Raw genomic sequence first — 25,222 nt, 5'->3', positions numbered from 1 at the left:
TGACGCTGCCGGACGCTGACTGGTCCTAGCTTCGGCGGGACTGGGCGAACAGTTGCCGCAGCGTGAAGAAGCAGCCCAGGGCGCTGAACAACAACGCCATCAGGAACTCGCCCTTTAGGCCCTCGACCAGGTCCGTGTTGTTGGCGAGATTGTAGCCCAGCAGGTCCCAGGCCTGCGGTTCGAACAGCAGTGCCAGCGGTGAGCCTCCAAGGTAGTCGGCCAGATCCAGCCAAATGGTGCCGAGGAACGAGAGCAGCACCGTCGCCACTGTCACGGCCACGACAACCCAGGCGCCGCGCCTCGTCATGGCGCCGCCGCTGCCCACGGTGCTGCCGGCGACATACAGCCGGGCGGCGCCGGCCGCCGTCACGAAGGCCACAATCGAGGCCATCCAGCCAAGCTTCCACAGGATCAGCCACAGTCCGACGCCGACCGGGATCACGGCCAGGGCAAAGACTGCGCCCCGCACCGAGTGTTCCAGGGACTCCGTCCGGATCCGGGGAAGGGGCAGCGGTGGCAGCTGCGCCTGCCGGCGTTCGGAGGAATCCGGCCAAGGGGCCCCGTCCGGCCAGCGCTGACTGTAAGACGGCTCGGCCCTGCCGAAGGATTCGGATTCTTTTCTGGCGTCAGAATTTGCGCGCTCTGTCATCATTCCCCCAAATGAGATGAGTGTCCCGGCCCACTGTATGCCGGTAAATCCCGCTTAGTCTGGCACACAAAGGGAGGGAATTGATGATTTGAGCGGCTTTATTTCCGCCCGGGCGTCAGCCGGCGGACTCGGCCGTCGTCGACACCGTGATCGTGACCCCCGCCGCGTCGTCACGGATTCTGAGGTGCAGCGGCCGGTCCACGAGGCTGGCGTGCATGTCTTCGCTGTCTTCCGGGGCAAGTTGCTCCGCCAGCCGGGTCAGGGCCAGCGCCATCGCCCGGCCCCAGTCGTGCGGGTCCCTGCTCGAGGCTTCGGCTTCGGCTGAGTAGTTTTCCTCTGGTTCGGTCATGTGGCCGCCTTCCGCGCCTGGAACGCGGCCACCCCGGCGGTTCCGGGACGGCATCCGGCCAGGCCGGCACGCTTCAGTTCCTAAACATGGCCAGTGTAGTGACCCGCCGGACAGCGCGTCCATGATTCGCTGCCATGGCGCGCAAGTTATGCCGCCCCACCCCGATAAGATTTCCTTGCGGGGCCTATCCCGCCACATGCCCGAAGGACGCCATGCCCCAGACCAATGCCGCCCAAGACAATGCCGCCCAGGACAGTTCCGTGCAGCCCAAGCGCGCCGCCGTGATCATCAACCCCATGAAGTCCTCCGGCGAGGATTTCAAGGCTGCGTTCTACCGGCTCTGCGAGACGCAGGGCTGGAAGGAGCCCCTCTGGCTCGAAACCACGGCCGAGGACACCGGACTGGGCCAGGCGCGTGAAGCGCTCGAAGCGGGGGTCGACGTCGTGATTGCCGCCGGAGGTGACGGAACCGTCCGCTGCGTGGCCGAGGTCCTCGCCGGCACCGGTACGCCGATGGGCCTGATCCCGATGGGCACCGGCAACCTGCTGGCCCGCAATATCGGCGTCGACATCACTGACCCGGTGGCCGCCAGCTACGACATCCTGAACGGCTCAGACATCAAGGTCGACGTGGTGAAGGCAAGCCTGGACCACGCCCGGGACGAACAGCTTTTCCTGGTCATGGCCGGCCTTGGCTACGACGCGGCGATCATGGCGAACACCGTGGACGAACTCAAGGACCGGGTGGGCTGGCTCGCCTACGTCGAGGCCGGCATCCGGCACCTGCCCGGCAAGCCGGTGAAGGCGCAGATCAGCATCGACGGGCAGCACCCGGTCCGGCGCCGGATCCGCAGCGTGATGGTGGGAAACTGCGGCCAGATCACGGGAGGAGTGGAAGTTTTCCCCGACGCCAAAATCGATGACAACATTCTCGACGTCGTAGTTCTGGCCCCGAAAGGCAAGCTCGGCTGGTTCAGCGTGCTCGCCGGCATGTTCGGCCGCAAGAACGCCAAGAACAAGTCGGTCGAGTATTTCGCCGGCAAATCCGCGGAAATCACCCTCGAGCATGAGCAGGAATTCCAGCTCGACGGCGACCACATTGGCAAGGCCAAGCACCTCAAGGTCGCGGTGGAGCACGAGGCGCTCACCATCCGGATGACGAAGGCGGCCTAACCGTTCCGGGCCCGGGACCCGGAGCTACCGCCAGGTAGTATCCGGGCCGTGCCAGGCCATTGGGGTGAAGGCCTCGGCCGGTGCGGCCGCCCGAATTAGCGGCTGTGTTTCCCCGAGAGCTCGACCGTGCGACCGCCGGGGAGCCCGGATGTGTCCTCGCCGCGGTCGGGATGCCCGGCGGTCCCGCCGTCGGCGTCGGGATGCCCGGCGGTCCCGCCGGTGCCGGCCAGCCCGGCCAGCAGGTCGCGGATCTCCGCCAGCAGTGCGGTGTCGGCCGGGACCGGGTTCTCCTCCGGCTCCGCGGCGGCCAGCCGGTGCTTGACCATCCTGTTGATCCGGTTCATCGGAGCCACAAAGATGAAGTACACCACCGCCGCGGTGATGAGGAAAGTCACGAATGCCGTGAGGACGGCACCGATATTGACGAAGGTCTTCGCATTTCCGGGCCAGACGTAAAAACCGAGCCCCTGGGTTTCGACGCCGCCGGCTGCCGCGATGATCGGGTTCACGATGTTCGTGGTGAACGCCGTGACCAGGGCGGTGAACGCCGTACCGACGACGACGGCGATGGACAGTTCGATCACGTTGCCGTGCAGGATGAAGTCCTTGAATCCTTTGAGCATGGGTCCTCCGGAAGATGCCGTGTGGGTGGTTCAACCGATAGACGCTACCACCATGCCGATCCCCCGCTTGTTCCGTTGAATGGAATTCGAAGCCTGCCGGCCGCGGTTGCCGGCGTACGATTCAGCTGGATGCCAGTGCCGCCGTCGTTCTCAACCGACTGCAAAGGAAGACCCATTCCACCTGTGAAACCCGCGACATTGTTCGGCGAGATGTTCACCATGGCTCCAGCCAACAAGGACCACCAAGCCGCGGTCCGTTGCGCCGTCGGCGTCTTCGTCCCGCTGATCACCCTCGTGCTGCTGGGCCGGCTGGATCTGGCCATCTTCGCCTCCTTTGGGGCCTTCGCCGGGATCTACGGCCGGAACGAGCCCCACGGCCGCCGCTTCGTGCTGCAGTTGCGCGCCGGCACCCTCATGCTCGCGGTGATCCTGCTCGGCGCCTTGGCGGCCCGCGCCGGGGCGGCGTTGGCGCTCACGCCGTCGGGCACCGTCTGGCTGCAGGTCCTCGCGACCACAGTGGTGGCCGGCGGCTGCTCCCTGATCGTCGCCTGGTGGCGGCTCCGCCCGGCAGGATCGCTTTTCCACATTTTCGCCTTCGCTGCCATCGCCTCCATCCCCAGCCAGCCACCGCTCTGGCAGGGCATGCTGGTGGCCGTCCTGACCGTCGCGCTCTCGCTCCTGATCGGCTTGTCCGCCCGGGTCGCCCCGAGCCGCCGGAAGCCGTGGTCGTGGCCCCGGCCGGTCCGGCTGACCACAGCGGAGCGCCGCGTTGCCAAGCTCGAAGCCGTGGGCTACCTCGTGGCGGCCGGCCTGGCCGGCACCCTCGCGACCCTGGCCGGCGAATGGCTCGGCTTCGGCCACAACTACTGGGCCATGGTGGCCGCCGTCGTGCCGCTCGTGGGGCACAGCACGCGTCACCGCGTCAGCCGCGGCGTTCAGCGCATCATCGGCACCGCGCTCGGGCTGGTGCTGCTGGCCGCCATCCTGCTGCTGCAGCCGGCCCCCTGGCAGACCGTGCTGGTGATTGCCGCCTGCCAGTTCGGCGCCGAGATGTTCATCGCCCGCCAGTACATGCTGGCCCAGGTCTTCGTCACCCCGCTGGCGCTGATCTCGACCCTGCTAGTGGCGCCGGTGCCCGCGGGGACCCTGCTGCGCGACCGGTTCCTGGAGACGGTCATCGGAGCCGCCGTCGGCGTCGCCGTCGTGCTGGCGCCGGCCCTCTGGCGCCGGGTGGCCGCCGACCACCGTTCAATGGAAGACTGATCCCAGGCAGTCAACAATTCGGGGAAGCGGGAAGCGTGGCCAATTCCGGGTCGGGGGACTCCGTGGTGGACCGCGTGGTGCGCCTGATCGAGGCCTTCCCCGAGGGCTCTGCCGCCCTGCAGCTCTCCGAACTCGCGGACCGGGCCGGCCTGCCCCTGACCACCGCCCACCGATTGGTCCGGCAGTTGGCCGGGCACGGGCTCCTGGAGCTCGGCAGCGGGGGGTCGGTCCGGCTGGGGCTGCGGCTGTGGGAGCTGGTCAACCGCAATTCGCCGACCCTGGCCCTGCGGCAGGCGGCCATGCCGTTCATGGAGGACATCCAGCAGGTGCTCAACCAGAACGTGAACCTGGCTGTCCTGGACGGCTGGGACGCCTTGTTCGTGGAGCGTCTGTCGCGCCGCGGCTCGGTCGCCAACCGGGCGAAAGTCGCCGGGCGGATGCCGGTGCACCTGTCCTCGGCCGGGCTGGTGTTGATGGCCCACCAGCCGGCCTCGGTGCAGGCGGCATACCTGCGCCAGTTCAACGACCCCGCAGGCAGGCTCCGCGCCGGGGACCTCCGCTCGCTCCTGGCCGAGGCCGCCGAGGAAGGCTACGCCCAGCTGGCCGGCGTCGTGGACCCCGACACCTGGGGGATCGCCGTCCCGGTGCGGGACGCCAGGAAGCGGACCGTCGCTGCCCTCGGCGTCGTGGTTCCGCTGCGGGAGATGCGGCTGCAGGCATTGGTGCCCGCGCTGCAGACCGCGGCGCGGGGCATCGGACGCCGGCTCGGGGACTCCCGCACGGCGGCTGAATTCCGTTCAATGGAAGATCTGTAACGCAGATCACTGCTCCGGGCGCACACTGTTAGCCAGAAGACCGATCCGGTCCGGAGCCGCGGCGTGCGGCCGACAGCTTGGCGCGCCGCTCCGGGCCCCGCAACGAAGCGAGGACAACATGGCAGCCCGAAAAGTCATCACCACCCAGGTGGCCATCGTGGGCGGGGGCCCCGCCGGGCTCATGCTCTCCCACCTGCTGGCCAAAGAGGGCATCGAGTCCACCGTGGTCGAACTGCGCAGCCGGCGCGAAATCTCGGAAACCGTCCGTGCCGGCATCCTCGAGCACGGCACCGTCAACCTCCTCGTGGACACCGACGTCTCCGACCGCGTGCTGCGCGACGGCGACCGGCACGACGGGATCGAGCTGCGGTTCAACGGGGAAAGCCACCGCATCGACTTCCAGGACCTGGTTGGCGAGTCGGTCTGGCTCTACCCGCAAACCGACGTCTTCATGGACCTCGCCGCGCGCCGGGAGGCCGACGGCGGCGACGTCCGGTACAGCGTCACGGACACCAGCGTCCATGACATCGAGGGTTCGCCGAAGGTGTGGTTCACGGACGCGGACGGCACCGAGTTCGAGCTTCAGGCCGACTTCATTGCGGGCGCGGACGGCTCGCGCAGCCACTGCCGTGTCCAGATTCCCGAGGCTGACCGTAAGTGGTACTTCCACGAGTACCCCTTTGCCTGGTTCGGCATCCTGGCCGAGGCGCCGCGCAGCTCCGACGAGCTGATCTATGCCAACTCGGAGAACGGCTTCGCCCTGATCAGCCAGCGGACCGAGACGGTGCAGCGGATGTACTTCCAGTGCGACCCCGGGGAGGACGTCAACAACTGGGACGACGAGCGGATCTGGGAGGCGTTCCGCAGCCGCGTGAACGGCAACGGCTTCGAGCTCAAGGAGGGCCCGGTCATCGACAAGACGGTCCTGAAGTTCCGCAGCTTCGTGCACGCCCCGATGCGGCACGGCAAGCTGTTCCTGGCCGGGGACGCCGCCCACACCGTCCCGCCCACCGGAGCCAAGGGCCTGAACCTGGCCATCCACGACGTCAAGGTGCTGTTCGAAGGCCTGGACAGCTTCTACAAGACCGGCTCCACGAAGCTCCTTGACCTGTACAGCGACCGCGCCCTGGACCGGGTCTGGAAAGCGCAGCACTTCTCCTACTGGATGACCTCCATGCTGCACACCCCGACCGGAGCCGACGACTTCGCCCGCGCCCGCCAGCTCGGCGAACTCAATTCGGTGGTGTCCTCGCGGCACGGCCGCGCTTACCTTGCCGAGGCCTACACGGGCTGGCCGGCAGGGAACTAGGACGTCCTCCGGGACTCCGGCAGCCCCGCATCTTTCCATCGACAGCACCCCGGGCCAGGACTAGCCTTTAACCGTCCCAGCATGACCCGACAAGGACGACGGAGAGGTGTCCGATCATGGGAAACGCAGAGAATGTTGAACTGGTCCGGCGGGGGTACGAGGCCTTCAACGCAGGGGATATGGCGACCCTCAGCGAGCTGTTCGCGGAGGACGCAGTCTGGCACGTGGCCGGAAGCGGCGTGCTATCGGGGACGAAACAGGGCCGCGACGCCATCCTGGCGTATTTCGGCGAACTGGGAGCGCGCACGCAGGGAAATTTCCAAGCCAAGGTCCAGGACATCGTGGGCGGGGAAAGCCATACGGTCGCGATCCAGCAAACCCACGGGGAGGGCAACGGCAAGACCCTGGACATGGGCACCGTCATCACTTTCGTGGTCCGCGACGGCAAGATCGCCGAGGGCCGGGAGTACTTCGAGGACACGGCCAAGTCAGACGATTTCTGGACCTGACGGTCCGGGCCCGGCGGCACTGGCAACGCAGGCACTGACAGCGCAGGCGGCACGCAGCGACGCGCGGCCTCACGCCATGGCGGTGTGCGCGGCGCTGTGCGAATCGATCGGCTTCGCGTAGCAGTACGAGTGCTCCACGCCGACGTATGGGCCGAAGTTGGGCACGGCCACGAAGCCCGAGTTCTGGTAGAACTGCCGCCCGTCGGTCTGCGCCGACCCCGCCTCAGCGGTCAGGGTGGTGACGCCGAGGGCATGGGCGTGCCCCTCCAGCGCCGCCAGGATGGAACTGGCCACGCCCGAACCTCGCGTGTACGGCAGCACGTAGAGCCGCTTGATCTCGGCGGTGTGCTCGTCCAGCAGGCGCAACCCGCCGCAGCCCACCGGCTGGCCCGACGCCTTGTCGTGCGCCACCAGGAACACCGCGGTGTCGACCTCCGACGGCGGTGGCCCGGACTCGTGCCCGCGGTGGCCGAAGCGGGCGTCCAGTTCCGCCTGCTGGGCTGCCCGCAGGTCGGCTCCCACCGGGTTGGACCAGGGGACCTGCCGGATGTTGAGCCGCGGGTTGGTCTGCATCGCTGCCTCGATTCGCCGAAGGGTTATGCAGACCAAGGCTATGGAGCGGCGGTTTCCGTGGTGTTTCGGCCACGTAAGGGCTTCGAGAACTCGGTTTCCGCGATTTCGACGAGTCGGCGCACATTCGGCGTCCGGAAACGCCCGTCCGGCAGGGAAACGTCTAAGCGGACGGTTCGGCGGGGCGGCCGGTGGGGTCCTCCGCCGTCGGGTCCGCCAGGGCCAGTCCGCCCACCGGGCTGTCGTCCCAGTGGATCAGCCGCCAGCCGGCGTCGGGATCGCCTTCCAGCGCCACGATGCCGGTGTTGGCGAGCACGTGCCGCGCGGCGAACTCCGCCTCGACATTGGCGGCACGCAGGCCGGTCCAGACCCGGATCGCGGCGCCGTGGCTGACGACGGCGACGGCGGCGTCCCCGGCGGCGGAGGCAGCGGCGGCGATCCTCGCGATCGAGTCGTCGTAGCGTTCGAAGAAGTCGTGGCCGCTGGGGCCGGAGGGCATCCGCCGGTCCAGTTCGCCCGCCGTCCAGGCGAACACTGTGCCGAGGTAGCGCAGGTGGGATTCGCGGTCGGTGAGCTTCTCCAGCGCCCCGGCTTCGATTTCCCGCAGCCCTCCCAGCACCTCAATCTCCAGCCCGCGGGTGGTGGCGAGCGGTGCGGCCGTGAGCTGGGTGCGGACCAGGGTGGACGCGTAGAGCAGTCCGATCTTTTCGTTCGCCAGGGAGCGGGCCAGCGCGGCCGCCTGGCGTTCGCCCAGTTCGGTCAGTCCGGGGCCCGGATGGGCGGTGTCCAGCTGTCCCAGGACGTTGCCCGGGGTCTGGCCGTGACGGATCAGCAGAAGCCTCATGGCAGCGATTTTACCGGCTGGGCCGGGGCCCGGCGCGGCCCCGCTTGCCGTCCGTGATTCCGGCGGTCAAGGGATCCGGACCGTGGCCTGGATCGGGGCGTGGTCGCTGGGGTACCGGTCGTCCAGCCGGAAGGTGTTGACCGCGGCCTCCGCGACCTGGATCTCCGGCGTGACGGCGATCCAGTCGATGCGGCTTTCGCCGATGACCGGGTCCTTGTAGTTCGGGAACGTCCCGTACTCCGGAGTCAGCCGCTGCTTGGCCGCGGTCCAGGAGTCCCGGAAGGTGCCGCTCCCCACCAGGGTGCTGTACGCGCCGGAGGCACCGGCGTCGGCGTTGAAGTCGCCCATCAGCACGGTCGGCAGCCCCGGCTCGAAGCGTGTTGCGTGCTCCACGATGGCCTCGGCGCTGCGCAGCTGCGCGTTCTCGGACTCGTGGTCGAAGTGGGTGTTGACCACCATCAGCTCACGTCCGGTGTGGTTGTCTTCGAACCGGCCCCAGGTGGCGATCCGGGTGACGTGGTTGCCCCACGTCGCCGAGCCGGCCACCGTGGGCGTGTCAGAGAGCCAGAACTGGTCCCACGTCCGCAGCTTCAGGCGGCGGGCGTCGTAGAAGATGCAGGAGTGCTCGCCCCGGCGGCCACCTTCGCGGCCGTGGCCGATCATCCGGTAATGGTCCGGAAGGGCCTCGCCGATCACGGCCAGCTGGTGCTCCAGGCCCTCCTGGATGCCCAGCACCTCGGGCAGCTCCTCGGCCAGTACGGCCTGCAACGCCGGAACGCGCTCCGGCCAGTAGTCGGCCTGGCCCGGCAACGTCGCCGCGATGTCGCAGCGGATGTTGAAGCTCATCAGGCTCAAGGCAGCCGGGTCGGCCGCGGCGTCAGCAGCCGCGCCGGCTCCTGGGCCGGGGTCGGCGTCGGGACCGGCCGCTGGGCCGGGGTCGGTCAGAACGGTCCGTGCTGTCGACGGTGCGTCGCTCGGCAAGGGGTCTCCTCGGGTCGGTAACAGCCCCAGCTTCCTTTCTGAAGCTGGCCAGTCCTCGACGGCCGCGTAAACGGCGGCCTGCCGGAAGGTGAATTCGGGGCGAGCACGGCTAGGCCAGGTGGTCGACCAGCTTGTCCGCGATGCCGGTGTACTTGCCCGGGGTGAGCGCCAGGAGCCGGGCTTCGGCATCGGCTGACAGGCCCAGGCCCTGGACGAATTCCCGCATCCGGGCGGCGTCCACCCGCTGGCCGCGGGTCAGGTCCTTGAGCCGCTCGTACGGGTTTTCCATGCCCGCGACGCCGGCGATCGCCTCGGCCCGCATGACCATCTGGATCGCCTCGCCGAGGACCTCCCAGTTGGTGTCTAGGTCCCTGGCGAGCACGTCCTCGGCCACGTCCAGGCGGTCCAGGCCCTTGGCCACGTTGGAGATGGCCAGCAGGGAGTGGCCGAAGGCCACGCCGATGTTTCGCTGCGAGGAGGAGTCGGTGAGGTCGCGCTGCCAGCGGGAGGTGACCAGCGTGGAGCCCAGTACGTCCAGCAGGCCCGAGGAGATTTCCAGGTTGGCCTCGGCGTTCTCGAAGCGGATCGGGTTGACCTTGTGCGGCATCGTGGAGGATCCGGTGGCTCCGGCAACCGGGACCTGCGCGAAGTAGCCGATCGAGATGTAGCTCCAGATATCGGTGCACACGTTGTGCAGGATCCGGTTGAAGCGCGCGACGTCGGCGTACAGCTCGGCCTGCCAGTCGTGGCTTTCGATCTGCGTGGTCAGCGGGTTCCAGCCCAGGTCCAGGCCTTCTACGAAGCTCTTGGCGACCTGCTCCCAGTCCGCCCCCGGCACGGAGGCGACGTGGGCGGCGTAGGTGCCGGTCGCGCCGTTGATCTTGCCGAGGTACTCGGTCCGGGCAATGCGGTCCAACTGGCGGGTCAGCCGGTGGGCGATCACGGCCAGTTCCTTGCCGAGCGTGGTGGGGGTGGCGGGCTGGCCGTGCGTGCGGGACAGCATCGGGACCGCGCGGTTGGCCTCGGCCATCGCGCTGATCTGCGCGACCAGCTTGCGGGCCGCGGGCAGCCAGACGTCCTCCACGGCGCCCTTGACGCCGAGCGCGTAAGAGAGGTTGTTGATGTCTTCCGAGGTGCAGCCGAAGTGCACCATGGCGGTCAGGTGCTCGATTCCGATGCCCGGCAGCCGGCGGCCGATGTAGTACTCCACGGCCTTGACATCGTGCACGGTGACGGCCTCGATTTCGGCCAGTTCGGCGACCGACGCGGCGTCGAACTCGGTGACGATGGCCCGCAGCTGCTCCTGCTGCCCCGCGCTCAGCGGTCCGGCCCCCGGCAGGACGTTGTTGTTGGTCAGGTGGATCAACCACTCAACCTCGACGGCGACCCGGTCACGGTTGAGCGCGGCCTCGGAGAGGTAGTCCACCAGCGGCGCGACCGCCGACTGGTAGCGGCCGTCGAGCGGGCCGAGCGCGATCTGGTGGTCGGACGCGGCGAGGGTCAGGCGTCCGGACGGCGTGCGGGTCTCAGCTGTGGCGGCAGTTTCAGGCATGGTCCGATTCTTTCACGAAGTGCCGCCGGGCCTTAAGCGGGCAGTTCCTTATGACATTTCCCCCCCGCGGACGGGACCGTTCCGCCCCCTGCGCGGGCGGCTGCTTTTTTTCCACATAGCTGTCCCGGCCGCTTCCGGCGCCGCTGGCCGGCCCCTAGCGTCGAACCCGGGACTGAACTGCGAATGAAAGGGGCCCGGACCATGAGCGGCACGTTGACAGCGGCGGAGGCGGCGGCGTGCGCCTCACGCAGCTACGAGGTCCAGCAGCTGGCTGCCAGGGTCGCATCATGTGCGGACCAGGGCGGTGCCGCCTTGGCCGCACTGAGCCGGCTGGAACTCCACGGCTGGCAGTCCCCGGCCGGCCGCGCCTACCGCTCTACGCTGTCGCTTCAGTCCGCAGCCTTGCGGCGGGGCCGGGACGGGCTGCAGGACGCGGCAGCGGTGGTCCTGCGGCACGCCCAGAACGTGACGCTTTCGTCGGGACGGCCGGGGTACTGATGGCGGAGGCGACCCCGGCGGGCTCCGGAGGCGTCCCCCGCCCCTCCGCGCCGCCCCCGGACGGGATGCTCCGGATCCGTGGCGGGATCGGCGGCCTCAGCTTCCAGTTCGAGGAACTGCTGGCGGGCGCGGCGGCCCTGGATGGGGTGGTGCGCCAGCTCTACGCCCTGGAGGCGGAGGCCGACGGCGTCCGCCGCGCTCTGTTCGACTACCAGCCCGACTCTTACCGCAGCGGCAGCGACGCCATCATCGCGGTGGGGGAGGCCGGCCGTGACGTCAGCCGCGTCAGGGCCGAATTGGAACACATCGCCGCCCAGGTCCGGGCCAGCCACCGGGAGTACGAATTCACCGAAGCCCGGAACGCCTTGCTGCTTCGGATGGGGCTCTCCGCCCCCGGGTACGGCTCCCCGCAAAGTCTCTTCGCGCTTCCCGGGATCCGCGACCAGGTCGAACACGGCGTGGCCATGGCTCCGCGCAGCCTGGCGCTCCTGTTGGGCCTGCCCGTTCCCCTGGCCGGGGCCGTCGGCGCGCTCAGCGGGCCCACTGACGTCCGGCGCGCAATCCGGGACCTGGCGGCCGCGCCGGGACTGGGGTTCCTGAAACCGCGGCCGGTCACAGTGGTCGGCAGCGAAACAGCCGCCGCGGACGTGGACCTCTCCCCGGCGGGCCTGTTGCGGCGGGCGGACACGGTGGGCCGGAACAGCGGCGACATTGAAGTCATCCGGGTCGAGGGTGGCAGCCGGCGCGCTTGGGTGGTCATCATCCCGGGAACCCAGCTCGGCGGGCTGCCCGCGGGAACCAACCCCTTCGATACGGCAGGCATCGCCGAGGGGCTCGGCTACGATTCGCAGGCAACCACAGCGGCCATCAGGCAGGCACTGCGCGAGGCCGGTGTGGAGGCGGGCGAGCAGCTCGCCGTCGTCGGCTACAGCCAGGGCGGCATCCACGCCATGAACCTCAGCAGGGACAAAGCCTTCCTGGCCGAATTCGACCTGAAGTTCGTACTGACCGCCGGTTCCCCGGTGGGCGGCATCACCCCTGAGCCGGGCATCGGCAGCCTGCACCTGGAGCACCAGCACGACTGGGTGCCGGGAGCCGACGGACTGGCCAATGCGGACACCAGGGACCGCGTGACCGTGACCTTGACCAATGACCTGGTCATGCCGCCGCCGCAGGATTTCGGTCTCGGTCCCGGCCATCGGCTGGAAAACTACACGGCCGGCGCGGAGGCGGTCGCGGCGAGCCGGGATCCCTCGCTGCGGGCATCCACCGCCGCACTGGCCGCCGTGGTCGGTGCCCGCGGCATCGCAACGGTGACCCGATTTTCCCTGCGGCGCGAACCGCAGCCGGCGCAGGGCGTGGTCACGGCTCCGGGGCCCAACCGCTCGACCGGCGTATTGCCCTCAGCCCGCGTCGCGACGGACGCACGACCCGCTGCGGCCCCGGCTGCGGCACCGGCTGCGGCGGGGATGTCCGGCTAGGGACTGGGCCGGGAGTGCCGGCGGGAGTGTCCGCGGAGGGCCGGCTAGCGCCGCCGGCCGCCCGGGAGCCGCCCGGCGACGAGGGACACCACGGTGATGATGATGGCGGCGAAGACCGCGGTCCAGAAGAAGGAGTCGATGGTGAAGTGCACCGGCGTGTAAGCGCTCAGCCAGGAGGTGAGGTACAGCATCGCGGCGTTGATGACGATCGTGAACAGCCCCAGCGTGAGGATGGTCAGTGGCAGCGACAGCAGGCTGACCAGCGGCTTGACGAGGGCGTTGACGAGGCCGAAGATCAGCCCGATAAACAGGTACGCCAGGATGATCCCGATCGTGTCCGTGCCCTGCGTGACGCCGCTATTGGCCACGGCCCCGGTGGTGGCGGACGTGGAAATATCCAGACCGGGGAGGATCCAGCTGGCGATCCAGAGGGCCAGAGCATTGACGATGACCCGCACGAAGAGTGAGCGCATGGCCCCATGCTGTCACATCACCGGTCGTACCGGCAGGAGGGCGAAGTAGGCTAAGACGCATGACTTCATCAGACAACCAGGCCGGAGGGATCCGCCCGCGGCCGGTAGTAGACCTCCTTCCCCGTTACGCAGCCGGAAAACCGCCGGTCCCGGTCGAGGGGCTCGTGAGCTACAAGCTTTCCTCCAACGAGAACCCGCTGGCTCCGATCCCTGCAGTGCAGCAGGCCATCGCGGCGCAGACCGACTTCAACCGCTACCCGGACCCGTTGAGCAGCAAGCTGCGCGGTGCGCTCGCGGGCTTCCTGGACGTCCCCGCCGAGGACATCGTGACCGGCGCCGGCAGCCTCGGTGCGCTCAACCAGCTGCTGGCCACCTTTGCCGGCCAGAACGACGACGGCAAGGCCGACGAGGTCATCTACGCGTGGCGTTCCTTCGAGGCGTATCCCATCAGCGTGGGCCAGGCCGGCGCCGAGAGCGTGCAGATCCCGCTGACGGCCGACGGCCGGCACGACCTGGACGCGATGGCTGCCGCGGTGTCGGCCCGCACCCGGATGATCCTGCTGTGCACCCCGAACAACCCCACCGGCCCCATTCTCACGACCGAGGAGACCGAGCGGTTCCTCAAGATCGTCCCCTCGGACATCGTGGTGGTCATCGACGAGGCCTACCAGGAGTTCGTCCGGGCCGAGGATGCCGTCGACGGCATCGAGATGTACCGCAAGTACCCGAACGTCGTCGTCCTGAGGACCTTCTCCAAGGCGCACGGCCTGGCCGGACTGCGCGTGGGTTACAGCGTGTCCCAGCCGGACCTCACCCAGCACCTGCGCGTCACCGCGACGCCCTTCGCGGTTTCCCAAATCGCGGAGGCGGCGGCTGTCGCCTCGCTGCAGCACTTTGGCGAGGTTGTAGAAAGGGTACAAAGCCTGGTCGATGAGCGGGACCGCGTGACCGAGGGCCTGCGTGAGCTCGGCTGGTTCGTACCGGACGCCCAGGGCAACTTCGTCTGGCTTAATCTGGGTACCAACAGTGCGGAATTTGCCGCACTGGCGGGGGAGCGGGCACTGTCGGTCCGGGCCTTCGGCAACGAGGGGGTGCGGGTGAGCATCGGCGAGGCCGAAGCCAACACCCGTTTCCTCGAATTGTGTGCGATCTATACAAAACCCCCACAGCGTTCCTAGCGCTTAACACGAAGTCCGCCGAAGGTACGCTGCGGATAAAGTAGGGACGAGTAAGCCAAAATATATGCCGGACCTGGAATGCATGCCCGGTCCGGCATATATCCCAGCGATTGCGGCGCATTCGGATGCGGCAGGCAAGGAGACGGTATGGGCGCCACACATCTGCCCTCTACCGAGTTCGACGGAACCGACGTGGATGACCAGCTCGAGGCGCAGGCCGAGGCGGTGCTGGGCGACCCCGCTGTCCCGATGGTCCAGCTGCTGGGTCCGGACGGCACCCTGAGCTCGGATCCGGTGTTTTCCGAGTACGCCGCGCGGCTCGACGCCGGGAAGCTCCGCGGTTTCTACGCGGACATGGCAAAGATCCGCCGTTTCGACGTCGAGGCCACCGCGCTGCAGCGGCAGGGCCAGCTGGCCCTGTGGGTCCCGCTCACCGGCCAGGAAGCGGCGCAAATCGGGTCCGGCCGGGCGAGCCAGCCGCAGGATTACATCTTCCCGACCTACCGGGAGCACGGCGTCGCGCTGACCCGCAACGTCGACCTGGCCGAGCTGCTGCGGCAGTTCCGCGGGGTGTCCAACGGCGGCTGGAACCCCAAGGACACCAACTTCCACCTCTACACGCTGGTCCTCGCCGCCCAGACGCCGCACGCGGTCGGTTACGCAATGGGCATCCAGCGCGACCAGAAGCTCGCCGCGGCCCAAACGGCAGCCGGGGAGGCGCCGGCCGGTTCACAGGCGCCCAAGGCCGCCGTTATGGTCTATTTCGGCGACGGTGCCAGCTCCGAGGGCGATGTCCACGAGTCCATGGTCTTCGCCGCCTCCTACAACGCCCCCGTGGTGTTCTTCTGCCAGAACAACCACTGGGCCATCTCGGTTCCCACCGCCGTCCAGACCCGCATTCCGCTCTCCAACCGCGCCAAGGGCTACGGCTTCCCGGGCATCCGGGTGGACGGCAACGACGTGATCGCGGTCCACGCCGTCACCGAGTGGGCCCTCGAACGCGCCCGCGAAGGCAAGAGCCCGGTGCTGATCGAGGCCTTCACCTACCGCGTCGGCGCGCACACCACCGCCGACGATCCGACGAAGTACCGCGGCTCGGATGAAGAGGCGCAATGGCGGGCGAAGGATCCGCTGGAGCGGCTCGAGAAGTACCTGCGCGCCGAAGGCCTCGCCGACGACGCCTTCTTCGAGCAGGTCAAGGCCGACGGCGACGAGCTGGCGGCGTACGTCCGCAGCACCATCCACGACCTGGGAACCCCGGACATCCGGACAGCCTTCGCCAACACCTACGCCGAGGCACACCCCCTGGTGGCCGAGGAGCTGGCGTGGTTCGAGGAATACAGTGCGGGCTTCGCCGACGAGGCAGACGGAGCCGAGGCAGGCGCTGCCGGGTCCGAAACGGCCGCGGCACACACAGAGGGGGCGGTGCGCCGATGACCACCATGACCATTGCCAAGGCCATCAACGAGGGCCTGCGCGCGACGCTGAGCAGCAACCCCCGGACCCTGCTGATGGGCGAGGACGTCGGCCCGCTCGGCGGCGTCTACCGCGTCACCGACGGCCTGATCGGGGAGTTCGGCGCCGACCGCGTCGTGGACACCCCGCTCGCCGAGTCCGGCATCATCGGCACCGCGATCGGCCTGGCGCTCAGCGGCTACCTGCCGGTCTGCGAGATCCAGTTCGACGGCTTCGTCTTTCCCGGCTTCAACCAGATCACCACGCAGCTGGCGAAGATGCATTCGCGCAGCAACGGCAACCTCACCGTCCCCGTCGTCATCCGGATCCCCTACGGCGGCGGCATCGGCTCGATTGAACACCATTCCGAGTCCCCCGAGGCGCTGTTCGCCCATACCGCCGGGCTGCGCATCATCACCCCGTCCAACCCGCACGACGCCTACTGGATGATCCAGCAGGCGGTCGACTGCCTGGACCCCGTGATCGTCTTCGAGCCGAAGCGGCGCTACTGGCTCAAAGGCGAGGTCGACACCGACTCCCCGGGCCAGTCCGCGGACCCCTTCAGGGCCCATGTGCTGCGTGAGGGGTCGGACGCTACCGTCGTGGCCTATGGCCCGCTGGTTCCCGTGGCCCTCGCGGCCGCCTCCGCGGCGGCCGAGGACGGCCACAGCGTCGAGGTGATCGACCTGCGCTCCATTTCGCCGATCGATTTCGACACCGTCACGGCCTCGGTCCGGAAAACGGGCCGGCTGATCGTGGCGCATGAGGCGCCGACCTTCGGCGGTATCGGCGGCGAGATCGCGGCGCGGGTCAGCGAGCGGGCCTTCCATTCCCTCGAAGCCCCGGTCATCCGCGTCGGCGGCTTCCACATGCCCTACCCGGTCGCCAAGGTGGAAGAAGACTACCTCCCGGACATCGACCGCATCCTTGAGGCGCTGGAACGCGCCCTCGCCTACTGACGGGGACCTCCATGACCGTGAACAAGTTCAACCTTCCTGACGTGGGCGAGGGCCTGACCGAGGCCGAAATCGTGTCCTGGAAGGTCAAGGCCGGTGACACCGTGGCCGTCAACGACGTGCTGTGCGAAATCGAGACCGCCAAGTCCCTCGTGGAGCTTCCTTCCCCCTACGCCGGAACTGTCACCGAGCTGTTAGTCCCGGAGGGCGTGACGGTCGACGTCGGAACGCCGATCATCAGCGTTTCCGACGCCGCCGCCGAACCCGCCGCGCCGGCCGCAACCCCGGCCGCTGCCGCTGCGCCGGCGCCCGAGGCGCCGATGTACGGAAAGCTGGAGCACGACGCGTACGACACCGCCGAGCCGGCCGGGCCCCCGGCCGGCGGCCCGCTGGTCGGTTCCGGTCCGAAGGCCGACGCCGTCAAACGGCGCCGCCGGATCTCCGCGCCGGTTGCGGCGGCCTCCGCCCCCGCCGTCGAACGGGCCGGGATCGAGGCGCACGACATCTGGATCAGCCCGTCCGCGGCCACCCAGGCTGAACCGCCCGTCGCGGCGGAAGCCGAAGCTGTCGACCAGCGCCCGACGCTGGGCGGGGCCATCACCGGCCTCGTCAACCGTGTCCTGGCCAAACCCCCGGTCCGGAAGATTGCCCGCGACCTCGGCATCGACCTGGCCGACGTCGTTCCCACCGGCGCGCGCGGCGAAGTGACCCGTGAGGACCTCGTCAGCTATCAGGCCCAGCGCGACGCCGAGCTGGACCAGGCGGATTCGTTCTGGGGCAAGACCGGCCGCCCCCAGGAGCAGCGGATCGAGCGCATTCCGGTCAAGGGCGTCCGCAAGGCCACCGCACGGGCGATGGTCGAGTCCGCCTTCGCGGCCCCGCATGTGAGCATCTTCGTGGACGTGGACGCCAGCCGCACCATGGAGTTCGTCAAGCGGCTCAAGGCTTCCCGCGATTTCGAGGGCATCAAGGTTTCGCCGCTGCTGATCCTCGCCAAAGCCGTCATCTGGGCCGCCGCGCGGAACCCCAGCGTCAACGCGAGCTGGGTGGATGCCGAGGACGGCAGCGACTCAGCCGAGATCCACGTCAAGCACTTCATGAACCTCGGCATCGCGGCCGCGACCCCGCGCGGGCTGATGGTGCCCAACATCAAGAACGCCCAGGATCTCTCGCTGAAGGAACTGGCGCTGGCCCTCAATGAGCTGGCCACCACCGCCCGGGCGGGCAAGACCCAGCCGGCGCAGATGCAGGGCGGCACCCTCACGGTCACCAATATCGGCGCCCTGGGCATCGACACCGGAACGCCGATCATCAATCCCGGCGAGGTGGCGATCGTGGCTTTCGGCACCATCAAGCAGAAGCCCTGGGTGCTCGACGGCGAGGTGATCCCGCGCTGGATCACCACGCTCGGCGGTTCGTTCGACCACCGGGTGGTGGATGGAGACCTGTCGGCCCGCTTCATGGCCGACGTCGCAGCCATCCTCGAAGAGCCCGCACTGCTGCTGGACTGAGCCGGGCGGCCGCCGGTCCGGCCCCCGCTCCGGGGCGCTGGCCGCCGACGCTCCTGCCCAGTTGTTCCCGGCCAGTTCCTGGCCAGTACCCGGCCGGGCGGCGGGATCCCGCGGTTCTCCGGCGCCGGCGCGGACCCCGCTGCAGTAGAGATGCCCAAAAACCGGGCGGGAACGCGGGGTCCGGGCGTGTTGCGCCTAGTTCGACCCGTAGGCGGCGAAGGTCGAGAGCAGCTCGGTCATGCCCGGGTCGCTGCCCCAGCCGGCAACGGCGGCCGCTGCGGCAAACACCACGCCGGCGAAACCGAAACTGCCGGCCGTGACCGCGCCCAGGAACTTCCAGTCCTCGCGCAGGATGCTCCGGACCGTATCGGGCATCCGCAGCGCCGGGGAGATCAAATTGGGGGCGCTGTCCACCGAGCCGTCGTCGAGGTACGCGACCACCCGGCCGGCGGCACGGTCGACCCGCATCGTGCTGATGTGGTTTCCGTGGCGGGCCAGCAGAATGTCGTGGCCGACGAGCTGGCGGCGCTGAAGAACAGGCATGGTTTCTCCCCGGGAGGTGGCGGATAGGTCTGTCCGCACCATCGGGGGCACCTCCAATTTTACCGCCGCGCGCCGCGCCGTCGCCGGTAATTCCGGGTGAGGCTGCCCACGACAGAGGGTGACCGCGGTCAAATCCAGGCGAATCCTGTCCCGGAACCGCGCGGCGGCACTAGAGTGGCACCAGCCGCCGCCGAGCCGGCGAACGCCGATCAAAGGAGATTTTGCGTGTTCTCGAGCCCGTTCCCCGCTGTAGAAATTCCCGACGTCAGCCTTTACGAGTACCTCTTCGGCGGCCTGGAGGAGGCGGACCTGGACCGGGTCGCCGTCGTCGACGGCAGCAGCGGAGCCGAAACCAGCTACCGCGAGCTGCGCGACCGGATCAACGCCCTCGCGGGCGCCGTCGCCGCCCAGGGGCTGGGCATCCACGGCGTCGCCGCCATCCTATGCCCGAACATCCCGGCGTTCACTGTCGTGTTCCACGGCCTGCTGCGGGCCGGCGCCACCGTCACTCCCGTCAATTCGCTGTACACGGCCGATGAGATCGCGAAACAACTCACCGACGCCGGAGCCAGCTGGCTCTTTACGATCTCGGCCCTGCTGCCCGCCGCCCGGGAAGCGGCCGGCCAGGTGGGCATCCCCGCGGAGCGGCTGGTGGTGCTCGACGGCGCCGAGGGTCACCCCTCGCTGACGGAGCTGCTCGCCAGCGGCGCACCCGCCCCGGATGTCAGCTTCGACCCTGCCACCCACCTCGCCGTGCTGCCGTACTCCTCGGGCACCACCGGACGGCCCAAGGGCGTGATGCTGAGCCACCGCAACCTCGTGGCGAACGTGGAACAGTCGCGCGGGCTGCTCAAGGTCCTGCCGGACGACCGGCTGCTGGCACTGCTGCCGTTCTTCCACATCTACGGACTCACGGTGCTGCTGAACCTGGCCCTCCGGGAACGCGCAAGGCTGGTCACCATCCCGAAGTTCGACCTCGCGGAATTCCTGCGGATGGTCCAGGACCACAAGTGCAGCTATCTCTTCATTGCCCCGCCGGTTGCCGTGGCACTGTCCAAGCACCCGCTGGTGGCGGAATACGACCTCAGCTCCGTGCACACCGCGTTGTCCGGCGCGGCGCCGCTGGACGGCGAACTGGGGGCGCGGCTGGCCGAGCGGCTGGGCTGCCGGGTGCTCCAGGGTTACGGCATGACCGAGATGAGTCCCGTTTCCCACCTGATCCCGGTCGACGCGACGGACGTTCCGGTCAGCTCGGTGGGCTACACCGTCCCCAACATGGACTGCCGGCTGGTGGATCCGGCCACGGGCGAGGAAATCGAGGTCCCCGCGGAGGGAACAAGCGCCCCGGGCCACCTGCTGTGCCGGGGGCCCAACGTGATGCTCGGTTACCTGAACCGGCCGGATGAGACGGCTGACACCCTCGACGCGGACGGCTTCCTGCACACCGGGGACATCGCCACGGTGCGGGCGGATGGCGTGGTGTCGATCGTGGACCGGCTCAAGGAATTGATCAAGTACAAGGGGTACCAGATTGCGCCGGCCGAGCTTGAGGCGCTGCTGCTTACCCACCCCGGCATCGCCGACGCCGCCGTGGTCGGAACCGCCGACGCCGACGGCCAGGAGGTGCCGATGGCTTTCGTGGTGCGCCAGCCGAACGCCGAGGGCGAGCTGCTGGACGAAGCCGGGGTGCAGGAATTCGTAGCCGCCCGGGTGGCGCCGTTCAAGAAGATCCGGCGCGTGGAATTCATCGAGGCGGTGCCGAAGTCCTCGTCCGGCAAGATCCTGCGCCGGATGCTGAAGGCAGTGGATGCCTAGGACAGCAAAGCCGGCGCAGCAGCCCTAGGGCTGCTGCGCCGGCATCTGCAGTTGCGCCGCTACTCGGGGCTGTCGGTCTTGGCGATGTAGACGTCGCAGGGGGCGCCGTGGGCCACGCTGTTGGCAACGCTGCCGAGGACGCGCCCCAGGCCGCGCATGCGGCGGTTGCCGACCACGATCATCTGCGCGTCGGAACGTTCCGCCTCGTGGATCAGCGCTTCCGCGGGCTTGCCCCGGGCTGCCGCGTAGGTGACGTTGATCCCGGCCGTCCGGAGACTGTCGGCTACACCCTTGGCCACCTTCTCGGCGTCGTCGGCGTCGGAAACAATCCACCGGTCGCTGCCGCTGCCGAACACCTCGGTCCGGTCGCTATCGAACGCGCTGACCACGTGCAGCGTCGCGCCGAGCGAGACAGCCAGGTCCCGGGCCGTTTGGGCCGCCTTCAGGGCAGTCTCGCTGCCATCGACGCCGACAACGATGATTCCGGTCATAGGGGACTCCTCTGGTCAGGCATGAATACGTCAGGCGCCGTTCAGTCAACAGTAATAGTTCAGGCTACAACGCCGCGACTGCTTCCCGCAGTACCGGCGCCAGACGCCGGACGCCTTCCTCGATTGCGTCCGGCGGCACCGCACTGAAAGCGAGCCGCAACTTGTTGGAGGGCTCGTCCGAGTGGGTAAATGCTGCACCGGGAATGAACACCACTCCGGCTTCGATGGCCTTCTGCAACAGCGGGTAGGTGTCGATGCCCTCGGGCAGCGTGACCCAAATGAAGAAGCCGCCCTGCGGGCGTGTCCAGTTCAGCCCCTCGGGCATGTACTTCTCGAGGGCTGCGAGCATGGCCTCGCACCGCTCCTGGTACAGCCCGCGGTAGGTGGCAATCTGGCCGCGCCAGTCGTAGTCGCGCAGGTACGCGGAGACCAGCATCTGGTTGAGCGTCGGCGGGCACAGGGTGACGGCTTCCGAGGCGAGGTAGTAGCGGCGCTGCAGGTGCGCCGGGACCAGGGCCCAGCCGATCCGCAGTCCCGGGGCGAAGATCTTGGAGAAGGAGCCCATGTAGATCACATCGTCCGGGTTGCCGGCCCGCAGCGGGGTCAGCGGTTGGCCGTCGAAGCGCAGCAGGCCGTACGGATTGTCCTCCAGGACCAGAATATTCGCGTTGCGGCATATATCGACTACCTGCTGCCGGCGTTCGGCGGCGAGCGTGATACCGGACGGATTGTTGAAGCTAGGGATCGTGTAGAGGAATTTGACGTTCTTGCCCGCGGTCTGCAGGGCCGCGATCCTGGCCTCGAGGAGGTCCGGGATGATCCCGTGCTCGTCCATCGGCACCGTGCCCACCTCGACCTGGTAGGCCTCGAAGGTGTTCAGTGCACCGACGTAGGTGGGATCCTCCACGAGGACGACGTCGCCCGGGTTGCAGAAGACCTTGGTCGCGACGTCCTGGGCGGACTGCGAGCCTGCGGTGATGACGACGTTTTCGGGCTTCGCGTCGAGGATCCCCTCGGCGGCCATGACCTCGCAGATCTGCGCGCGGAGCTCTTCGGTACCCTGCCCGCCGCCGTACTGCAGCGCCGTCAGGCCGTGTTCGGCGATGATTTTCGCGGCGGACTGGCCCAGCCGCTCCAGTGGAAGGGACTGGAGGTAGGGGCTGCCGCCGGCGAGGGAGACCAGGCCCGGACGCAGGGAGATGTCGAAGACGTCCCGGACGGCCGACTGCTTGATATTTGCTGCGCGCTCCGAGAAAAGCCTCTCGTGGCGGTGGGCGGACGTAGCCGCCCGTTCGATTGCGTCAATTGCCTCGGCCGGAAGGAGCTCTGCGGCGGCATCAAGTGTTTCGTGGGTCACAGTCCTAGGATACAGGCCCGCGTTGTCACGGGGAAAACTTTTGTTCACAAGAACGGCCAGGGGATCCCGGACACAGGACACCCCCGGCAGTGGGGGGCGCTGCCGGGGGTGTCGGTCTGTGATGAGCCTGCTTAGGCGGCGTCGGCGGTACGGGCTTCGGCCAAGGCTTCGAACACGCCCTTGATCTGCTCCACGACCTCGGCGTCGTCCTTCGGGTGGACCTCGGCGAAGCGGACCATTGAACCGGGGACGGCAAGCTTGACGTCTTCGAGCACCTTGGCGCCGGCGATGCCGACGGCCTTTCGGGCCTCGTCCTGGGCCCAGACGCCGCCGTACTGGCCGAACGCGGTGCCGACGACGGCGGTGGGCTTGCCGCTCAGGGCGCCGGCGCCGAAGGGCCGGGAGAGCCAGTCGATGGCGTTCTTCAGCGGTGCGGGAACGGTGCCGTTGTATTCCGGGGTGACCAGGAGCAGGGTGTCGGCGTCGTTTGCGGCGGCACGCAGCGCTGCGGCGGCGGCGGGAACCTGGCCCTCGACGTCGATGTCCTCGTTGTAGAACGGAATGTTGCCGAGGCTCTCGTGGATGACGACGTCGACCTGCTCGGGAGCGTTGAGCTGGATGGCTTCAGCCAGCTGGGCATTCGTGGAGCCGGCGCGCAGGCTGCCGACCAGGGTGAGAACGGTGTTGGTAGTCATGTGAACTCCTTGAAACGCGCCGCGGAGATTCCGGCGGCTGGATGGTCGCGGAGGCTTTGATGGCCTTCACCAAAGCTAAACGGACTGCGGTCCGCTTATTATTCCCCCGGGGCTAGAATGGGCGTTGTGAGCCTCATCCCAATTCGGCCCGGCGGGCAAGCAGACGACCCCCCGGCCCACTCCGGTAATCGTCCCGGCGTCCGGGGCGCGGCCGAGTCTGAACGCCGGGATGCCGCCCGCAACCGTGAATTGTTGCTCCGGGCCGCCCGGGAATTGATTGAGGAGTGCGGGGCGGACGGCCTCACCATGGCGTCCCTGGCCGGGCGCGCCGGCGTGGGCAAGGGGACCGTCTTCCGGCGCTTCGGCAGTCGGGCGGGACTCATGATGAGCCTGCTCAGTGATGCCGAGGCGCAGTTCCAGGGCCGGTTCATGTTCGGGCCGCCGCCGCTGGGGCCCGGTGCGCCGCCCCTGGAACGGCTGATTGCCTGTGGCGCGGAACGGATTGCCTGGGTGCTGGAATTTGGTGAACTCGCCCGCGCCGCGGATGCGTCCGCCCACAACCGGTTCGATGTGCCCGCCGCCGTGCTCTGGCACCGGCATCTGGAACTGCTGCTGCGCGAAGCCGGGGTCAGCGCGGATCCCTGGCTGATGGCGGGCGCCCTGAGCGTGACCCTCGAGCCGGAGCGCATCCTGCATGCGGTGCGGGTCCACGGGGTCGCCCCGGACCGGCTGGTTGAGTCCTGGCGGGAGCTGGCCACCCGGGTGGTGCGCGGCGCGTAGGCTAGCCGACCCGCGCGGAGACTGCCAAGTCAAATCAATTCAAATGAGTTATTCATAACGATCTGGTAGTGGGCATACCGTTTCGCCCCCTTTCGCGCGCCTCCCCGCAATTTCTATGTGGTAGTTTCCTCTGGAATGTGACCCGCAACATAGCCCGGCTGGGCTGGCCGCAAGGCCTGCGGGGGGCCAGGCACCCGCTGGCCGAGATCCCGGATCGGCAGCGGACACCCCGCTGCCTTATGGGGGGACGACGGAAGGATCCACGCTGTGAATGTTGTAACGACCCCGGCCTGCGGACAGGCTGGCCCAGCCCGTGCGGTGGCCTCCGGAACCGCGCAGACCACGGCGATCCTGAACTAGCCCCATGCTCCGATACCTTGCCAAACGTGCCGTCACGTATGCATTCATGATTTTCCTGACCACCAGCGCCGGGTATTTCCTGGCGGTCACCAGCCTGCAGCCGGCGCTGCTGGAGCAGGAAAAAATTCCGCGCCCCACGCCGGAACAGGTTGCCAACTCCTTCCGGCTCAAAGGACTGGACCCGGCCCTGAGCCCTTGGGAACGCTACGTGGACTGGCTCACCGGAATCGTCACGCGCTGGGACTGGGGACGCAGCCCCAACGGCGCCTTCGTGAACGCCGAGTTCGGCGACCGGGTCTGGATCTCCACCCGGCTGTTCCTGGCTTCGATCATCCTCACCCTGATCATCGGCGTCGCCCTCGGCGTCTACACCGCGGCCCGGCAGTACAAGTTCTCCGACCGCGCGATCACCTCGTACAGCTACCTCGTGTACATCGTGCCGGCCCCGATCGCCTACTTCCTGGTACAGCTCGGCGCCATCAACATCAACGAAACCGTGGGCGACCGGATCTTTTTCGTCACCGGCATCTCCACACCCGGGCTGGACGGTGACGGCTGGGTGCAGTTCGTCGACATGATGGCCCACTACGCCGTGCCGACCTTCGCGATCACGATCGTGGGCTGGGGCGCCTACCAGATCGCCCAGCGCCAGTACCTGCTGGACAACGTCAACGCCGACTTCGTCCGCACCGCCCGGGCCAAGGGCCTCACCCGCAACCAGGCCATCAGCCGGCACGCCCTGCGGGTCTCGTTCATCCCGGTGGCGCAGAGCATCGCCTTCACCATCCCGGCCATCTTCGCCGGCGGCTTCTTCGCCGAGAAGATCTTCGCCTGGCACGGCGTCGGCTCCTGGAGCATCGACGCGATCGCGCTGCAGGATGTCAACGCGGCCACGGCGACACTCGCCTACGGCTCCGTGATCTTCGCGATCGGGGCGATCCTCGCCGACTTCGCCACCACCCTTGTCGACCCGAGAGTGCGGGTGCAGTAGCC

At 68.4% G+C, this 25,222-nt stretch carries 26 protein-coding genes; 14 read left to right on the top strand and 12 right to left on the bottom strand.

Translation table 11 applies throughout. From position 1 onward, the window contains the following. Nucleotides 1-25 precede the first annotated feature (25 nt). Nucleotides 26-469 (bottom strand): hypothetical protein, encoded by a 444-nt coding sequence (locus tag AC1DH3_RS15160; protein WP_476909672.1) that lies wholly within the window; start codon nt 467-469, stop codon nt 26-28. A gap of 295 nt (nt 470-764) precedes the next feature. Next, entirely contained in the window at nt 765-998 is a 234-nt protein-coding gene (locus tag AC1DH3_RS15155; protein ID WP_441419207.1) for a hypothetical protein, read from the bottom strand. A 212-nt stretch (nt 999-1,210) separates the two neighbouring features. Here AC1DH3_RS15155 and AC1DH3_RS15150 point away from each other — a divergent pair, with 212 nt between their 5' ends. Beyond that, complete coding sequence (locus AC1DH3_RS15150; protein WP_476909671.1) at nt 1,211-2,170, top strand: diacylglycerol/lipid kinase family protein; 960 nt, start codon at nt 1,211-1,213, stop codon at nt 2,168-2,170. 95 nt (nt 2,171-2,265) lie between these two features. Here AC1DH3_RS15150 and mscL read toward each other — a convergent pair whose 3' ends face one another. Further along, a complete protein-coding gene (gene mscL, locus AC1DH3_RS15145) occupies nt 2,266-2,793 on the bottom strand; it encodes a large conductance mechanosensitive channel protein MscL (protein ID WP_476909670.1) in 528 nt (175 codons plus the stop codon). 210 nt (nt 2,794-3,003) lie between these two features. On the opposite strand from mscL, the gene AC1DH3_RS15140 reads away from it, so the two are divergent. From AC1DH3_RS15140 to AC1DH3_RS15125, 4 genes are all read left to right on the top strand, one after another. Further along, nucleotides 3,004-4,056, top strand: coding sequence for an FUSC family protein (locus tag AC1DH3_RS15140; RefSeq protein ID WP_476909686.1), 1,053 nt, complete (start codon nt 3,004-3,006; stop codon nt 4,054-4,056). Nucleotides 4,057-4,091: 35 nt separating this feature from the next. Then, the gene (locus AC1DH3_RS15135) at nt 4,092-4,871 is read left to right on the top strand and encodes an IclR family transcriptional regulator (RefSeq protein WP_476909669.1); all 780 of its coding nucleotides are present in this window, start codon (nt 4,092-4,094) and stop codon (nt 4,869-4,871) included. A 118-nt stretch (nt 4,872-4,989) separates the two neighbouring features. Next, the gene (locus tag AC1DH3_RS15130; RefSeq protein WP_476909668.1) at nt 4,990-6,180 is read left to right on the top strand and encodes a 4-hydroxybenzoate 3-monooxygenase; all 1,191 of its coding nucleotides are present in this window, start codon (nt 4,990-4,992) and stop codon (nt 6,178-6,180) included. 116 nt (nt 6,181-6,296) lie between these two features. Then, nucleotides 6,297-6,689, top strand: a complete 393-nt coding sequence (locus AC1DH3_RS15125; protein WP_441419212.1) for a nuclear transport factor 2 family protein — start codon at nt 6,297-6,299, stop codon at nt 6,687-6,689. A gap of 69 nt (nt 6,690-6,758) precedes the next feature. Here the strand turns inward: AC1DH3_RS15125 and AC1DH3_RS15120 are convergent, their stop codons facing one another. From AC1DH3_RS15120 to purB, 4 genes are all read right to left on the bottom strand, one after another. Then, complete coding sequence (locus AC1DH3_RS15120; RefSeq protein WP_476909667.1) at nt 6,759-7,262, bottom strand: GNAT family N-acetyltransferase; 504 nt, start codon at nt 7,260-7,262, stop codon at nt 6,759-6,761. A 160-nt stretch (nt 7,263-7,422) separates the two neighbouring features. Next, entirely contained in the window at nt 7,423-8,103 is a 681-nt protein-coding gene (locus AC1DH3_RS15115; protein ID WP_441419214.1) for a histidine phosphatase family protein, read from the bottom strand. Nucleotides 8,104-8,169: 66 nt separating this feature from the next. Beyond that, nucleotides 8,170-9,084 carry an endonuclease/exonuclease/phosphatase family protein gene (locus tag AC1DH3_RS15110; protein WP_441419215.1) on the bottom strand — a complete coding sequence of 305 codons (915 nt, stop codon included), beginning with the start codon at nt 9,082-9,084 and terminating at the stop codon, nt 8,170-8,172. A 109-nt stretch (nt 9,085-9,193) separates the two neighbouring features. Continuing rightward, nucleotides 9,194-10,636, bottom strand: coding sequence for an adenylosuccinate lyase (gene purB / locus AC1DH3_RS15105; protein ID WP_476909666.1), 1,443 nt, complete (start codon nt 10,634-10,636; stop codon nt 9,194-9,196). A gap of 201 nt (nt 10,637-10,837) precedes the next feature. On the opposite strand from purB, the gene AC1DH3_RS15100 reads away from it, so the two are divergent. Next, nucleotides 10,838-11,134: a hypothetical protein gene (locus AC1DH3_RS15100; RefSeq protein ID WP_441419217.1), complete on the top strand. Its 297-nt coding sequence runs from the start codon at nt 10,838-10,840 to the stop codon at nt 11,132-11,134. After that, entirely contained in the window at nt 11,134-12,615 is a 1,482-nt protein-coding gene (locus AC1DH3_RS15095) for a hypothetical protein (RefSeq protein WP_476909665.1), read from the top strand. The genes AC1DH3_RS15100 and AC1DH3_RS15095 overlap by 1 nt, the downstream gene beginning before the upstream one ends. 44 nt (nt 12,616-12,659) lie before the next feature. Here AC1DH3_RS15095 and AC1DH3_RS15090 read toward each other — a convergent pair whose 3' ends face one another. Then, nucleotides 12,660-13,088: a phage holin family protein gene (locus AC1DH3_RS15090; protein ID WP_175323493.1), complete on the bottom strand. Its 429-nt coding sequence runs from the start codon at nt 13,086-13,088 to the stop codon at nt 12,660-12,662. A 59-nt stretch (nt 13,089-13,147) separates the two neighbouring features. Between AC1DH3_RS15090 and AC1DH3_RS15085 the strand changes: the two genes are divergently transcribed. The 4 genes from AC1DH3_RS15085 (at nt 13,148) to AC1DH3_RS15070 (ending at nt 18,188) form a co-directional block, all read left to right on the top strand. Then, nucleotides 13,148-14,266, top strand: coding sequence for a histidinol-phosphate transaminase (locus AC1DH3_RS15085; RefSeq protein WP_476909664.1), 1,119 nt, complete (start codon nt 13,148-13,150; stop codon nt 14,264-14,266). Between the two features lie 147 nt (nt 14,267-14,413). Beyond that, nucleotides 14,414-15,703 (top strand): thiamine pyrophosphate-dependent dehydrogenase E1 component subunit alpha, encoded by a 1,290-nt coding sequence (locus AC1DH3_RS15080; protein ID WP_476909663.1) that lies wholly within the window; start codon nt 14,414-14,416, stop codon nt 15,701-15,703. Then, nucleotides 15,700-16,680, top strand: a complete 981-nt coding sequence (locus tag AC1DH3_RS15075) for an alpha-ketoacid dehydrogenase subunit beta (protein ID WP_476909662.1) — start codon at nt 15,700-15,702, stop codon at nt 16,678-16,680. Before AC1DH3_RS15080 ends, AC1DH3_RS15075 begins: the two co-directional genes overlap by 4 nt. Before the next feature lie 11 nt (nt 16,681-16,691). Next, entirely contained in the window at nt 16,692-18,188 is a 1,497-nt protein-coding gene (locus tag AC1DH3_RS15070; protein ID WP_476893395.1) for a dihydrolipoamide acetyltransferase family protein, read from the top strand. A gap of 195 nt (nt 18,189-18,383) precedes the next feature. Here the strand turns inward: AC1DH3_RS15070 and AC1DH3_RS15065 are convergent, their stop codons facing one another. Continuing rightward, on the bottom strand, nt 18,384-18,731 hold the full coding sequence (locus AC1DH3_RS15065; protein WP_441419224.1) for a hypothetical protein: 348 nt from the start codon (nt 18,729-18,731) through the stop codon (nt 18,384-18,386). 225 nt (nt 18,732-18,956) lie between these two features. Between AC1DH3_RS15065 and AC1DH3_RS15060 the strand changes: the two genes are divergently transcribed. Continuing rightward, nucleotides 18,957-20,546 carry an AMP-binding protein gene (locus tag AC1DH3_RS15060; RefSeq protein WP_476893396.1) on the top strand — a complete coding sequence of 530 codons (1,590 nt, stop codon included), beginning with the start codon at nt 18,957-18,959 and terminating at the stop codon, nt 20,544-20,546. 59 nt (nt 20,547-20,605) lie between these two features. Here AC1DH3_RS15060 and AC1DH3_RS15055 read toward each other — a convergent pair whose 3' ends face one another. From AC1DH3_RS15055 to AC1DH3_RS15045, 3 genes are all read right to left on the bottom strand, one after another. After that, nucleotides 20,606-21,037 carry a universal stress protein gene (locus AC1DH3_RS15055; RefSeq protein ID WP_175323500.1) on the bottom strand — a complete coding sequence of 144 codons (432 nt, stop codon included), beginning with the start codon at nt 21,035-21,037 and terminating at the stop codon, nt 20,606-20,608. Nucleotides 21,038-21,101: 64 nt separating this feature from the next. Then, nucleotides 21,102-22,394, bottom strand: a complete 1,293-nt coding sequence (locus AC1DH3_RS15050; protein WP_476893397.1) for an aminotransferase-like domain-containing protein — start codon at nt 22,392-22,394, stop codon at nt 21,102-21,104. Between the two features lie 131 nt (nt 22,395-22,525). After that, entirely contained in the window at nt 22,526-23,089 is a 564-nt protein-coding gene (locus tag AC1DH3_RS15045) for an NAD(P)H-dependent oxidoreductase (RefSeq protein WP_175323502.1), read from the bottom strand. 126 nt (nt 23,090-23,215) lie between these two features. Here AC1DH3_RS15045 and AC1DH3_RS15040 point away from each other — a divergent pair, with 126 nt between their 5' ends. Both AC1DH3_RS15040 and AC1DH3_RS15035 read left to right on the top strand, forming a co-directional pair. Then, nucleotides 23,216-23,869 carry a TetR/AcrR family transcriptional regulator gene (locus AC1DH3_RS15040; protein ID WP_476893398.1) on the top strand — a complete coding sequence of 218 codons (654 nt, stop codon included), beginning with the start codon at nt 23,216-23,218 and terminating at the stop codon, nt 23,867-23,869. Between the two features lie 364 nt (nt 23,870-24,233). Continuing rightward, entirely contained in the window at nt 24,234-25,220 is a 987-nt protein-coding gene (locus AC1DH3_RS15035; protein WP_441419229.1) for an ABC transporter permease, read from the top strand. Nucleotides 25,221-25,222 lie beyond the last annotated feature (2 nt).

Source organism: Arthrobacter sp. 05L428, assembly GCF_056397665.1.
This window is presented reverse-complemented; position numbering and strand designations above follow the sequence as displayed.

What these genes read in the sequence shown, in the direction of transcription:
- AC1DH3_RS15075 (WP_476909662.1), top strand. Translation starts at nt 15,700, where the DNA reads ATGACCACCATGACCATTGCCAAGGCCATCAACGAGGGCCTGCGCGCG.
- AC1DH3_RS15045 (WP_175323502.1), bottom strand. Translation starts at nt 23,089, where the DNA reads ATGACTACCAACACCGTTCTCACCCTGGTCGGCAGCCTGCGCGCCGGC.
- AC1DH3_RS15065 (WP_441419224.1), bottom strand. Translation starts at nt 18,731, where the DNA reads ATGCCTGTTCTTCAGCGCCGCCAGCTCGTCGGCCACGACATTCTGCTG.
- AC1DH3_RS15130 (WP_476909668.1), top strand. Translation starts at nt 4,990, where the DNA reads ATGGCAGCCCGAAAAGTCATCACCACCCAGGTGGCCATCGTGGGCGGG.
- AC1DH3_RS15140 (WP_476909686.1), top strand. Translation starts at nt 3,004, where the DNA reads ATGTTCACCATGGCTCCAGCCAACAAGGACCACCAAGCCGCGGTCCGT.
- AC1DH3_RS15080 (WP_476909663.1), top strand. Translation starts at nt 14,414, where the DNA reads ATGGGCGCCACACATCTGCCCTCTACCGAGTTCGACGGAACCGACGTG.
- AC1DH3_RS15120 (WP_476909667.1), bottom strand. Translation starts at nt 7,262, where the DNA reads ATGCAGACCAACCCGCGGCTCAACATCCGGCAGGTCCCCTGGTCCAAC.
- mscL (WP_476909670.1), bottom strand. Translation starts at nt 2,793, where the DNA reads ATGCTCAAAGGATTCAAGGACTTCATCCTGCACGGCAACGTGATCGAA.
- AC1DH3_RS15115 (WP_441419214.1), bottom strand. Translation starts at nt 8,103, where the DNA reads ATGAGGCTTCTGCTGATCCGTCACGGCCAGACCCCGGGCAACGTCCTG.
- AC1DH3_RS15085 (WP_476909664.1), top strand. Translation starts at nt 13,148, where the DNA reads ATGACTTCATCAGACAACCAGGCCGGAGGGATCCGCCCGCGGCCGGTA.
- AC1DH3_RS15155 (WP_441419207.1), bottom strand. Translation starts at nt 998, where the DNA reads ATGACCGAACCAGAGGAAAACTACTCAGCCGAAGCCGAAGCCTCGAGC.
- AC1DH3_RS15090 (WP_175323493.1), bottom strand. Translation starts at nt 13,088, where the DNA reads ATGCGCTCACTCTTCGTGCGGGTCATCGTCAATGCTCTGGCCCTCTGG.
- AC1DH3_RS15125 (WP_441419212.1), top strand. Translation starts at nt 6,297, where the DNA reads ATGGGAAACGCAGAGAATGTTGAACTGGTCCGGCGGGGGTACGAGGCC.
- AC1DH3_RS15070 (WP_476893395.1), top strand. Translation starts at nt 16,692, where the DNA reads ATGACCGTGAACAAGTTCAACCTTCCTGACGTGGGCGAGGGCCTGACC.
- AC1DH3_RS15150 (WP_476909671.1), top strand. Translation starts at nt 1,211, where the DNA reads ATGCCCCAGACCAATGCCGCCCAAGACAATGCCGCCCAGGACAGTTCC.
- AC1DH3_RS15100 (WP_441419217.1), top strand. Translation starts at nt 10,838, where the DNA reads ATGAGCGGCACGTTGACAGCGGCGGAGGCGGCGGCGTGCGCCTCACGC.
- AC1DH3_RS15095 (WP_476909665.1), top strand. Translation starts at nt 11,134, where the DNA reads ATGGCGGAGGCGACCCCGGCGGGCTCCGGAGGCGTCCCCCGCCCCTCC.
- AC1DH3_RS15035 (WP_441419229.1), top strand. Translation starts at nt 24,234, where the DNA reads ATGCTCCGATACCTTGCCAAACGTGCCGTCACGTATGCATTCATGATT.
- AC1DH3_RS15055 (WP_175323500.1), bottom strand. Translation starts at nt 21,037, where the DNA reads ATGACCGGAATCATCGTTGTCGGCGTCGATGGCAGCGAGACTGCCCTG.
- purB (WP_476909666.1), bottom strand. Translation starts at nt 10,636, where the DNA reads ATGCCTGAAACTGCCGCCACAGCTGAGACCCGCACGCCGTCCGGACGC.